Below are 12,559 nucleotides of genomic sequence, written 5' to 3'. Positions count from 1 at the left end.
GCCTTGCGGGCCGAACGGTGGAAAGTCTGGGTACCAGTGGTCGCTGCACTCGTCAGTTCAGGTGCTGCAATTTCTGCTGCTTTCCTGAGAAACGAGGTACCAACTCCCCCTCCCTCCCTCGCACCCTATTCAGTACAACCACAAACTGTATCTCCGACTCAGACAGTTGCACCGCGTAAGGAATAGTCACGTTAAGAGAGCGCTTCATACTCGAGTTATTAGTGGCAATACGCCATAGTTTTTTTGAACAATTGGATTATCATTTTCAACCGATCCCTTTCAGCAGGATGCTCGTCGAATGCCTCTCCAGTTCCCCCTCCCCGATCACACCGAATCCTCTGCAACTTCACCGGATGAAGTCCGGGTGTTGTCCTTCAATGTGGGGCACGGTGACTGCACCCTCGTCGAGTCGGTTTCTAATGGCAGCATCCTGTTTAGATGCTTGCTTGACGCAGGAATGAAAGCGCCGCCTGAGCTAATTACTTATCTGGAGGACACTCCCCGTGACCGTCGAGAGCCTGACATTGATGTTTTGGTCTTAAGTCATGTCGACGCAGATCACCAAGGTGGCCTTCCCGAACTGCTCGCCTCAAAAATATCAATTGGGCAATACCTCGGCCCTTGTCTGCCTACCTTTGAACGTCTCAAATGGTTGTTTGCTCCACGCGTCAGTGAAGCCGTTACTAAAGCATCCGAGGTAGAACAAACGCTAAAAAGTCGGGGAGTTTCTATTACCTACCCGCTTGAGGGATTCAAGACCCGCTTTGCTAACGGCCGCATCACACTTTCCATCTTTTCTCCGGCAGCAAAGCTGATGAAGAGTTTGTCACTTGCTTCAGCGAACGACCTTGCAGCGCTCATGCGACGCCGCCCTCTTCCATTGCAGTGGTTGCTTGAAGCACCGGACAATCAAATTGATGACCAAGACGAAAACATGACAGACCTCTTCGATGGCCGAGTCGCACTATCACCTGAGGATTTTGAGAGCTACCCCCTAATTGGAAACCTGCCTCAACAAGACTCGGTTATGCAGGCGACACAAGCGACACAAGCGACACAAGCGACACAGCCGGAGCTTGAACCCGAATTTTTTGGCAACTCAATTTTAAATGACACCTCACTGGTGGTGGTTCTGGACATTGTTCTCGACGGTCACCACCGTAAACGGTTGCTGTTTCCTGGTGACCAGGAAAACTGGACGTACATTGCCGCGCAGCCCCCGGCTGGTTTGGGCATTGACGTTCTGAAGGCGCCCCATCATGGGGGGCGGGTTTATCTAAATGACGGGTGTGAAAGCTTCCACACGCTGTATGCGTGGTTACGACCCAAGACTGTAGTGGTGTCTGCCAACGGGCGACACCATTTGCCAAGAGCCGGATTTCGCGACGCTTTGCGTGCAGTTGGCGGCGCCCTTTTGTGTCCAAACATACGCACGTTCGAACCGCTCTCCGCCGGCGCGTTGCTTCGCCCAGATGAGAAATCATGCTTTGCAGCATTAGGATGTACCCAGTCTCCCAAACCCTTTATCACTATCAAGCTTTCCGCAACTGTAGAATCGGCTGATACACCGACTTGTGTGCAGGGTTCAGGACATTCAGGACTCGCCCCTATTGTGGTGTTACGTCAGGAAGTCGCTATCCCCAGCGAAGGGCTCTTGCGTTATACATACGGCGAGCTTGAGCGTCACTCACGCTGGATTAGCCAGCAGCTAAAACAGCGTCGCAAAGCCTTCTTAACCCGAGCAGGGGCATCCGAACACAGGCACTGTTTGACCGCCGAACAACTGACAACCCCTTGGAGTTTAATCGCAGTGCTAGCGAAAGCTGAAGGTCGTCATGACCTCGTGGCGGATCCTGATCCTGTAATTAAATTTGGTCGTAGTCACTACAACTTTTGGGCAGACAAGCCAGAGAGATATCAGACAGCCGAACGCCAACTTGCTTGCCTTCCTTCGGATGCGGAAATAAAAGCAGCAACCAAATGGCTCAAAACGATCCCGAAAATGTTGTTGGTCGTCGATAAGCCTAAACACTTCAACTTGGGCGTAGATCGACGCAATATTCTGGGTTCGGTGGACTGGAGAATTTTTGATCATTTGTTGGCTGCAGAATTAGCACTGCCATATGAAGTGATTGCAGAAGAGATTAGACCCAAATTGCTAACGCTTATAGAAAAGCGCTTTTTCTTTAAAATTTGCCGTTTTGACTATCAATACAACCGGTATGACGGAAGTCAAGCCTACCTGTTTCTAGATACTGATCCTTCGACGGTTCCAGATCTGGAGAGCACACAATGGAAAGATATTTGGTCATGGGGATCTCACGGAAAAGACTTTAAAGCACCTTGGTCTGAACTGGCATCGCTCGCACAGAGCGAGCTAATGGCCGGCAATTTCTTTCATCCATATGACAAGCGAAACGGGCGATCCTTTTTTCAAGGAGCCTATGAGCATTCTAAGGAATATTCATTCCCTGAAAGATTCCAAACTGCGGTATGGACGACCCTCTGAGTTACAAAAGCTCGACCATGATTTAGGGATACTCTGCATTAAGCATTTCGCGAACAACGCATAGCACGAACCAATGACGCCATCGCCGCGAAGTTTTTCGTGTCCATAATCTCGTGACGATTCGGCGATTTTTTCAGTAGTACATATGCAACAGCCCTTAAGGCTTGCTCTGCTGCAGGATGGTGCATGCTCATCAAGGGGTGTTTTGGTATCAACTTGACCCAAGGCCAGCAACCCCAGTTGCTCAAAAATAAAGGTGTTGTGTGGTCGGCAAGGCCAGCGCGCCATGCGCGGGGTGCTAATTCAACCTAATATTTCAACTCCCAGAGGTTGAGGCGATGCGCAATAGACATATTGGCGAGCCTGCGCGACGCACTGCCTATTATATGTATGAAGTGCGGAGATTTCATTTTTAACCAGCCTAATCTGTCGCCTACCTCTGTTGTCAAAACTATTAATTTCATTTTGGTCGGAAGTGAGCTGTGATATATGCGTAAATCCCACATAAAGAAACGCATTGGCCGATAGATTGAATCCGTGCCGCACCCAGGCGGGGAAGTGCAAGGAGGGTACAATGGCGCCCGTATCAGGCAGTAACACTTGTCCTTTCGTACTCTTATCGTCGTAAAAGTATATCTCAAAATTACATAAGAATTTTGGCTCCTTGAAATACTCCTTAATCATGCCGTCAAATAGGTTTGGCTCGTCCCCCCCCATGTCGATTGAGATAAAAAACAGCCCTTTCAGCCACTTCCAGTAATCGTCACTAGAAATCCCCAGCTGATTGCAAATGTGATGTTGGTGAGGTCTATTGCCGCTGATTATTCTCAAGCAGATTTCGAACATTCGCCCGTCTAGCGGCCAAAGTGACTCTGACTGCTGAAGAATCCGAAGGGTTTTCTTAATATTATATGGATTCCTGAATGAGTTGTACTGCTTTGTAATCAGTATGTACAAAAGGTCATTACTCAGAGACTTGTAATCTTCTTGCGTGATGCCTTCAGGATAAGAGGCGGCGAATCTCTCTAGTCTTTTGGTGGCAGCTGATATTTGAGTTTCATATTTTTTGAAAAGCTCTTCAAAATTGTGGCGTATCACTTTATCCTCAACCTGAAAACTGTAAAGGTCATCTATAGATAAAGTGTTTTCGATTTTGACAGTTTTTTTCTCAAATGGACGAACAGTAAATTTTTCACGATCCAGCACTTCAAAACAATACATCTTTTGCTTGCTTTGCGATGCGGCCGGATTCATAGCATTCAATCGCTGTTCCGTTTGCGATAGGAAATGCTGGTTCCTTGTACTGTTACCGAGCTTCACACGCTGACCTCATAGTTGCTTAATATACGATCCATCGCTCGCAATAGCGGTTAGCTCAAATCGTTTCTCAACAATTCTTCCGCTAAAGCCGGCTGCGCTTAAAAATTTCTAGTACGCCACCAGAGTTTCGGTTTCTCACCGCTCACAGTTTATACGGCCCTGCTGCTGGAGCACCGAGGTTAGCAGGGACAGCAATGGAGTGGCTATATGGTCAATCGCCCCGGATTCTCTAGAGACCTTCGAGCCTCACAATTGAGGCTGTTGGGAGGTGCCATGAGCGACCAGCTCCGGGACAAACCACACTGCTCAATTCTCAGTCTGCCGAGTTCTGCCAGATTTTCAACCAGGTCCCAAAGCATGTTTTTTTGAACGAGCATCCATCAGCCTCTGGACTGGGACTATGAGAGGTCGGGGCGGCGAGGCTAGGGATGTCGGGGAAACTAGGTATATGAACATCAACCGATGAACTGGCGCGTTAATTTCTAGAGCAGTTAGCCAGTAATTTCAGACTCATGAGCTGCTTATGAACATCTGACATCGCCCACTTGTTAAATCATGTATGTCGACCTTATAGCCTTACTGTGAGCGGTATGTGAATACCAGAAAATAAGAACTGAAAACTGTTTCTTTATAAAGAAACGTGTTGTGCTTCAAATTTGCAATCCCCTCGCAACCCGCCATTAGGTAGTCAGCGCGTATCTCCAATGTGGGATCCGCCATGAACGCCATGAAATCTAAAGCCTGATTTTTCGCAACTGCAGGTAGAGAGTCCCACCAGGAGATCCGGATCGCATGGTTCTCGCAACACGCGAGTGAAAACCTGAGCAGCATATCCTCACTCTTTGTTCCACTGTGCCCTGATTTGGCCACGGAGTGGATAAATCGCTGGCAGCTCAGATCGCTTGATTCATGCCATGCCAGAAAAAACGCCCAACCGTATTCGGTCGGAGCTGTAAAGAAGACCAGAAGATCCAGATCATTGGTTTCGGGCCCCAAGTTCTGTAGTTGGTACCCTTGAAAATCAAAGTCAGGAAATATCAACCCCGAGGCCTGCTAGGACTTGCTGCTCCTCGCCGGTAGCCGGTGGCACTATCAACTCGCCGATGTCCTCGTCATCTTCATCCATGGATGTGCTAACCGCGGATGACCATTCCCGTAACTCAACAACAGCCGGGAGCTTGTCCAAGGCGTGAGTTGGTTCGATACCGAGCTCAGCCAGGCGCTGAAGTAGCTCTCCGAAGATTTCTTCCTTATGCATGCTCCAAGATGAAGCAAAGCATCGCCAGAACGTCCAGCCTGCACGTTCGAGGATACGTTGGCGATTCATGTCTGCCTCCCAGCGATCAGGGCCATGGAAAGCATCCCCATCACACTCGATCGCCAGGCGATTATCGTTGGCACCTTCTACGACCATGTCGAGCCTGAATGCCCCACTCTTCACCTGCGGGATGACGCGGTAGCCCCGCTCAACCAGTCTGCTGAAGACCTGCTGCTCAAATCCAGACTCGCAAAGCTTGATGAGGCCATCCTGATCGACCTCCTGCTCTGTGAGTGGTTTGCTGAAGTACTCCAGGAGCGTACGACGAACATCTTTCAGGGAAAGGTGATCCAGGGTCACCGATCGAATCAGGTACATCCTATCGCGTGCACGGCTTGCAGCTACGTTGAACCGCTGTTCAGCAGCAATGCCTGAAAGCGGATGGCAGTTCTCCGGATCTGCGACCATGGAAATGAAGATGATGTCGCGCTCGCTTCCCTGGAAGGTGCTGGCGTCACCACACGCAAATTCGCGAGCGTGGAGCTCCACGGCCGGGCATCGTTCCCGTACTAGCGAATCGATGAATTTGGCTTGTTCCATGCCTCCTAACAGTGTCACCACTCCAATCGAGCGACCCGTATACTTGTCATCCTTGATAAGTGCCTGGATTTCTTCAGCAATGGCTTCTGCCTCAAGCTTGTTGCAGCCCTTTTTGTTCCTTACTCCGTCTTTGACATAGATGTCTACCAGCGGTGGATCGAGGCGCTCGGAGGGACGAGGGATTCGAAGGGGCTGAATCGCACCGCCGTAGAACTGGTTGGAATAGGAAATGATGGGAGGGACGCAGCGGAAGTGCTCACGTAACATGACCATGTGGCCAGCGAACACTCGCGATGCCAAATCGTAGAGCGATTTATCAGGCGTCATGTCGGCGCCATAGGGCTGGTCATTCAGGAACCGGTTACGAAGCTCGCCGATCCTCTTGCCGGATTTGAAGCCGCCATCGGGAGAAACTTGCTTATCATCCCCTACTACCAGTACCTTTTTGGCCCTAACGATAGCCGGCAAAGCCCATAAGTCTGACTGGCTTGCCTCATCCACAATCACCAGGTCGAAGGCGCCAATTTCTGCCGGCATGGATTCGGAAATCTTGGCGTGACTCATGATCCAGCATGGCACGGCGCCGGCAGCATCCTGCATGCACTGTTGAGCATCGCGGCGATAACGCTCCGCGTTCGGCCCTGTCCCCTGCCCTATCTTGCGTATCGCTGTCGAGTAGCCGGCTAATGCTTGCAGTACCATCGGGCTGGCATTGGCTTTAGTGGACAGCCAAGCCGCTCGGCTCACCACTTCCCGATACATACGTGCCAGGCCAGCTTCGAGTTTTACTCGCTTGCCATTTAGCTCGACGAGCTCATGACGCGCTTCGATGCTCTGCAGGTGAGAGCGTATTTGCGCATGCTGCCACGCCTCCTTCCAACTACTTGGGAAAGCCAGGTCTTCAGCTCCGTTTTCAACAGGAACGGTCAGCAACCGACCGGCAAGATTTTCCGCTCCAGCTGTCATCACCCGATGCGCGCCCTCCCTGACATAATTCAGGAGGGCACCGAGTTCTCTGATCCGCTGTAGTTCTGTCAGCAGGTCGACATACTGGCACACGACCCGATGCGTATCCTGATCCGGGCTGCCCAGGCACTCCAGAACGAATGTACGAAGCTGGCAGGCGATCGGGCCGTCGCCCGCGACTTTGGCCTGCAGAATCGCGAGTGAGGCGCCCGCCATACTGAGATCTAATCGAGCAAGGTTTTGAGTGAGGTGATCCCGCAGGCGACGAATCTCGACGATTGTCAGCCTATGCATGTTATCCGGCGCATCTGCGAAGACCTCCTCGCAGAGTGGCTGTACCTTTTCGGCGTACCGTGAGGTGAGCTCGAGAGCAGCCTGAACTGTACTAACGGTGATCTCCAGTTGCCGCAGATGGGCCATTCCCGCTTGAAGTCGCGGGATCCCCAGTGTCTCGGCCAGAGGGTTCCAACGCGCAGTGAAGGATCTCACGTCCGCGTAAAGCTTCAGGTAGTCCTGGACGGTCTTCCACTGCTCGGCAGACTTTGGCGCTGAGCCATTGATCCGGACATTGCTGACGTGTGTCTTGGCTTGGGATGCTCCGAAGCTCATCAGACCAAAAGGCTTTCCTGTTTCGGTAGCTCTATCCACAGCCTCGGATGTTTTGTCGCAATCCAAGGCTTCCTCTGGGAATTCAACAAAGTTTTCCAGCATGACCTTGCGCCGTCGCATCAAAGCCTGGGCGGCTGGAAGCATGCCTACAAGGACTGAGATTTCACTGTCGTACCGTCCACTTGCCGCTTTGAGTCGCAGCTCCTGCGACCAAAGAATTTCGCAGTCCCCGTCGTTGTGCAACGCCACAAGCTTTTCTTCGCACTGACCCAGCTCAAAATCTAGCTTCTTGGCGGCAGCGACAACGGCTTCACTGTCGGATTTCAGGGGTATGAGATCCCCCTGACCTAGAGCATATTCGAGCGACTTTAGCTGGCAGAGTGAGCCGTGGAGCTTGCCGATCTCCGCCGCTGCCGGTAATTGCTCAACCTCAGGCAGACTGGAATTGATGTAGACAAGGTCACGCCCGAGGTCGCGCCGGGCCTGTCTTAAGCTCCTACCGAACTCATCGTCAAAAGGCAGCGAGTGTTCGGGAGACAACGAAAGTTCGTCGTCAAACCAGGCGTACTGGTCGCCGCCCTTCATCAGAAGCTCAGCAAGCTCTTCCGCACGATACTTGGCATCGCCTACTTTGATTTCGGAAAGCTGACTCAGGGCAATCTCATTGACGCGTCGATCAAGCCTCACCAGCTCGGTATGAGCAAGATCAATGGACTGGTGCAGGCGATCAATCTCACTCCGAGCAAGTGATGGATTGATTTGCGAAACTTGGTGTTGGATAGCCTCAATCGAGCCTTGGAATTGCCGGATACCCTCGCGGTCACTGGTCAGCAGCGCAACCGTCAGAGGCCGAACCTCAGCCGGTATTTTTGACTGGAGTACCTTCAGGGCCTGCTCGCCACGAGAGGTAACTAGGACACGTTTGCCAGTCGCCAGATAGTGGCAAATGATGTTGGCGATTGTATGGGTTTTGCCGGTACCAGGAGGGCCCTGAACGGCAACCCCTGGTGCGTGCTCCAGACGCTGAACGATAGTGACCTGCTCGTCATTGTATGGAAGGGGGAAATACAGTTCCTTGGGTTCAGCTCTAGATCCATCCATGCTTCGGCTGGAAAGCCCGCGGAAGTTAACGTGCTGGTAATCGATTGCAATGTTCGAGGCCGGGGTCACCAACGCAAGTGGGCCGGCAGGAAGCTCGAGACAATCCTTAAGCTTCTCCCGAATCTTGCGAAGGTCGTTGATCAGCCAGTTGCTGGGTTTAGGGCGAGCAAACAACACCCACGCATCGCTTATCTGCAGCGTATCACCTGGTTCCGGGAAGCCCTGTGCTCCATCTCCCATCACCTCCAAATATTTGCCTTTGCTGTCGAGGCTTCTGGCCGAGAGCTTGAGCACATCAGCAAAGGTCGATGGCAAGAATGGGTTCAAAGGGGAGTCGACATGTCTGCCTAGATGATCGCGAATAGCTCTTTCGCACTCGCTGGCGCCAGGGATATTGGCGTTGATCAGTGCATCGAACTCGATCATCGGCTCTGTGGCACGCGGGCGAACTTCGACCGCCATGCTCTCCTCGTTCAAAGAGATGTCGAGGGCTTGGGTCAACAATGGATAATTGAATCCCTGCTGCGCATCGTTGATCGTTAACGTCCAAGCGCTAACGCCCACGCCCCATACCAGCTCGCGAGCAGATTTTCCCGTCTCCATCTGCTGCATCAATGCAAACATGTCGCCATAGAGACTAATGGTCTTGCGACGTGGTTTCTCAAGCTCAGCCCATTCGTGCCACAGGACAAGATACGCCGTAAAAGCAGCCGAAGCTTGCGCGCGTACTTCGGACTCCACTGCGGCGATTTCCCCATCCGGATCTTTGTCTTGCTGTTCGCGGATTAACTGGAGGAGCACCTGCTCAGAGAGCAATGGTGGCTTGGTGGGATTGTCACTGGCTTTGATGACGGAGCTATAACCTCCGTCAACTGGTGCTGGAGCACGTGACTCTTCGAGTCGTTCGATTTGCAGCCAGACATTGTCGCCTGGGAACTGGAGATCAAAGTGCAGCCCAGGAAGACCTAGAAGGCCCGTCGGCGGATACACGTCATTGACAGAACTCGAGAGTTGATAGCGCGACGGATCAAGCTCCTTGAGGCTTTCCTCTGCGTACTCGAATAGTCGGCTGAGGAGCTCGTTAGGCGTCCGTTGCATGTTAATACTCCGATAATTCAGGGGGGGCGACTTCAACAGTCAATATAGAGTCAAGGATGCCATATTGCCTCTAGGTGTGGTTTTGAAATAATCGCTTCCTGACGAGTGTCCTTGAGAATCAGGCGGAGCCAAATCTAGCGATACGCAGATGACGTCGGCGGGCCAAACTAACAATGTCGTCAGCTGTTGTCTGGGCGTTAACCTTCTGGGCATTGACATAAAAGTAGGAAAAAAGACCATCATGGTACCGAGCTGAGAGCCAGCATGCCCGGTGGTAATCCTTTTCTCGAGCGCTATCTATTCACGCACGACTTGGACTTGCCCCTTCAAAACCGGACACCAACTCCCCGTTAAATTGATGCTGCTGCCAAGCGCCTGAACTCCCTCGGTGAACGGTAGTTCAAGGCGCTGTGCGGATGCTGCTCGTTGTAATGTTCGAAGGCAATCGCCAAGTTACGCTGCGCCGTTTCTCGATCCGGCTTGGGCATGTGCGCCACGTAATCACGCTTGATCGTCTTCACGAAGCTCTCTGCCATGCCATTACTCTGTGGGCTACGCACCGGTGTGGTCACCGGCTGCAAGCCGATCTGTCGAGCAAACAGGCGCGTCTGTTCGGCGGTGTAGGCCGAACCGTTATCGCTGAGCCACTGCACCGGCGTTGCAGGCAGCTGATCACCGAAGCGCTTCTCCACGCTTTCCAGCATCAAGTCGCGGATGTCATCGCCGCTGTACCCGGTTGGGCTGGCGACCCAGCCGATGGCTTCGCGATCACAGCAGTCCAGGGCGAGGGTCACGCTCAGTTTAGCGCCGTCCTCGCAACGGAATTCAAAGCCGTCCGAGCACCAACGCGTATCGCTGGTTTGCACCGCAATACGGCCTTCGTGCCGACGCGGCACGCCGGGTTGTTTGATCCGGCGTTCAAGCAGCAGGTTGTGATCACGCATCACCCGGTAAACCCGCCTCACGTTGATCGCGGGTAGCAACTGGGTTTCACGGACGCGACGCAGCAATCCCCAGACTCGACGGTAGCCATAGCTGGGCAGTTCGCTGACCTGTTGCTGGATTTCGGCCACCAACTCAGTGTCGTTCACAGGCCTGCTTCGCCGTGTCTTGGGCGATACCGATTGCTTGATTCGAACCGTTAATTGCGAGCGCGCCACACCGAGACATTCGCTGACCAGCTTCACTGGTCGTCCCCCGGCAACAAGGGTGAGTGCGCAATCCATTTTCGCGACCGGGCGATCTCCACGGCTTCTTTGAGGATTTCCGCTTCCATCGTTTTTTTGCCCAGCATCCGTTGCAGTTCACGGATCTGCTTGAGCGCATCGCTCAGCTCGGAGGCCGGCACCACGGCTTCGCCCGCGCTGACCGCCGACAGGCTGCCGTCCTGATACAGCTTGCGCCACAGGAATAACTGGTTGGCGTTGATGCCGTTGCGCCGAGCGACGACCGACACACTTTGCCCTGGCTCAAGGCTCTCGCGAACCATGGCCAGCTTTTGCTCTGGGCTCCAGCGGCGCCGCCGCTCCTGGCCCAAAAGCTCCCCATTCTTATCGTTGCTGTTAGTCATAAACATAACCGTTTGCCTATCCCTTATCGTAAGGGGGAAACGGTGTCCTGTCTTTCATGGGGCTCGTTCACGACTGACATTCTGATCCGTTACCAAGGAGTCCGCCCTACATATGGAAATTGAAGCGCTCAGCACCTATGCCAAGGGCGACCGATTCGAGGAGCAGGTCTTTGAGTTCCTGTCTCGTGAGATCAATGAAGGTCGCTTCTATGCGTTCCAACCTGAGTGCTGCAAAATTTTCAGGAAGAAGGGTTACTTCTCGCGTGACCGAGAGGACTTCATCTTTTTTGACATTTCTGTCGAAGTATTCCTGCCTGGTTTCGAAACCCCATCGTTGCTTGTGCTCATCGAATGTAAGAACTACAGCGGCAAAGTGCCCGTGGGGGACATCGAAGAATTTGGTTCAAAGAGTAAGCCAAGTGGCCGGCTTCAATGCCAAGGGTGTTTTTGCGTCCGCCAGTGCGTTTCAGTCAGGCACGTTCAACATTGCTCGGAATCGAGGTTTCGGTGTCTTGCGTTACTTCGATCAATCTGAGTTTCGATAGGAGCTTCCTCGCGCCCTGCTAACCGGGGCGCGTAGCGCTAAGACCCGTAAGCGCGCAGAGATCGAATACGCCCTAACCCAAACGGATTTTCGGCCTACCGTTTATAGCGCCTATGCCGTAACTCCTGCCGGCTTTACGGATGGCTGGGCATATGGAAAGGCCTCGACCTTGCGAGCGCTTTTAAAGAGAACGATCTGAGTCTGATTCGTCAGCCCGCGCTCATTGCAACACCCAGGGTCGCGTTCATTTCGCGGGACAGAATAGATCGCTTGGCGCAGCAGGCTTTGAAATCCATTTCATACATCCGGGGAGAGGTCGATCTTACTAAGCTAGTGTCCAGGGAAGCTGATGTCAGTGGACTTTCTGTGAGCTTCATTGAGGACTCGAGCTCAGCCCTCGACAGTATCACGTTCAACCCGCTTGAGATCAAAATCTTCGGGGCAGATAGCCAATCCCACTTGGCCCGATTCACACTCGCCCATGAGTTGGGACATCACTTTCTAAATCACAAGCGCTACATGACACGAGAAGCTATCCGAGCGCAGGACATTGACCAGAGCCAGCTCATCACTATTCCTAAGGGGGAAGCCGAGCGGCTGGAGTGGCAAGCAAATACTTTCGCTTCGTGTCTTTTGATGCCCACAGAAGAATTCCAGACCGCTTTTGGTTTGTTATTACAGCACCTTGGCGTCCGGAACCGCGGCCACGGCCCTCTGTACCTAGACAGTCAGAAGGACAGCGTCATCCAGTTTCATGCTGTGTGCAATTCTCTGAGCAATTATTTTGACGTTTCGAAGACAGCGATCCGTTTGCGCATGCGGGTATTGGGATTGCTGGTAGAGGTTTGTCGGCAAGATTGATTGATCTGCATCTGCATGGAAGTCTATGTCGCATTGTCCGCGGGTGCTTAGTCGCCGACTGAGCTGAGTGGCGCCCAAAGACCGTTGAGCCTTGGGAGCACCAGACTTAATGGATAAGGTGAT

General features: G+C 52.6%; 6 protein-coding genes. 3 read left to right on the top strand and 3 right to left on the bottom strand.

What is annotated here, in order from left to right; translation table 11 throughout:
• Positions 1–457 precede the first annotated feature (457 nt).
• Positions 458–2,509, top strand: coding sequence for a ComEC/Rec2 family competence protein (locus tag POF45_RS01845; protein ID WP_282314888.1), 2,052 nt, complete (start codon positions 458–460; stop codon positions 2,507–2,509).
• Between the two features lie 303 nt (positions 2,510–2,812).
• Here the strand turns inward: POF45_RS01845 and POF45_RS01840 are convergent, their stop codons facing one another.
• The 3 genes from POF45_RS01840 to POF45_RS01830 all read right to left on the bottom strand — a co-directional run bounded on the left by POF45_RS01840 (position 2,813) and on the right by POF45_RS01830 (position 11,031).
• Positions 2,813–3,772 carry a hypothetical protein gene (locus tag POF45_RS01840; RefSeq protein ID WP_282314887.1) on the bottom strand — a complete coding sequence of 320 codons (960 nt, stop codon included), beginning with the start codon at positions 3,770–3,772 and terminating at the stop codon, positions 2,813–2,815.
• 1,084 nt (positions 3,773–4,856) lie between these two features.
• Positions 4,857–9,461, bottom strand: a complete 4,605-nt coding sequence (locus POF45_RS01835) for an AAA domain-containing protein (RefSeq protein ID WP_282314886.1) — start codon at positions 9,459–9,461, stop codon at positions 4,857–4,859.
• A 350-nt stretch (positions 9,462–9,811) separates the two neighbouring features.
• A protein-coding gene (locus tag POF45_RS01830) for an IS3 family transposase (protein WP_431978580.1) occupies positions 9,812–11,031 on the bottom strand; the annotation gives its coding sequence in 2 pieces (ribosomal slippage) (positions 9,812–10,686 and positions 10,686–11,031; 1,221 coding nt in all).
• A 112-nt stretch (positions 11,032–11,143) separates the two neighbouring features.
• On the opposite strand from POF45_RS01830, the gene POF45_RS01825 reads away from it, so the two are divergent.
• Positions 11,144–11,566, top strand: a complete 423-nt coding sequence (locus POF45_RS01825; RefSeq protein ID WP_282314884.1) for a hypothetical protein — start codon at positions 11,144–11,146, stop codon at positions 11,564–11,566.
• 375 nt (positions 11,567–11,941) lie between these two features.
• Complete coding sequence (locus tag POF45_RS01820; protein ID WP_282314883.1) at positions 11,942–12,436, top strand: ImmA/IrrE family metallo-endopeptidase; 495 nt, start codon at positions 11,942–11,944, stop codon at positions 12,434–12,436.
• The last annotated feature ends 123 nt before the right edge of the window (positions 12,437–12,559 follow it).

The organism is Pseudomonas fungipugnans, from assembly GCF_029955235.1.
Classification (GTDB): Bacteria; Pseudomonadota; Gammaproteobacteria; order Pseudomonadales; family Pseudomonadaceae; genus Aquipseudomonas; species Aquipseudomonas fungipugnans.
This window is presented reverse-complemented; position numbering and strand designations above follow the sequence as displayed.

Bases quoted from the DNA above. Each gene is read 5' to 3' on its own strand.
- POF45_RS01835 (WP_282314886.1), bottom strand. From the start codon at position 9,461: ATGCAACGGACGCCTAACGAGCTCCTCAGCCGACTATTCGAGTACGCA.
- POF45_RS01825 (WP_282314884.1), top strand. From the start codon at position 11,144: ATGGAAATTGAAGCGCTCAGCACCTATGCCAAGGGCGACCGATTCGAG.
- POF45_RS01845 (WP_282314888.1), top strand. From the start codon at position 458: ATGAAAGCGCCGCCTGAGCTAATTACTTATCTGGAGGACACTCCCCGT.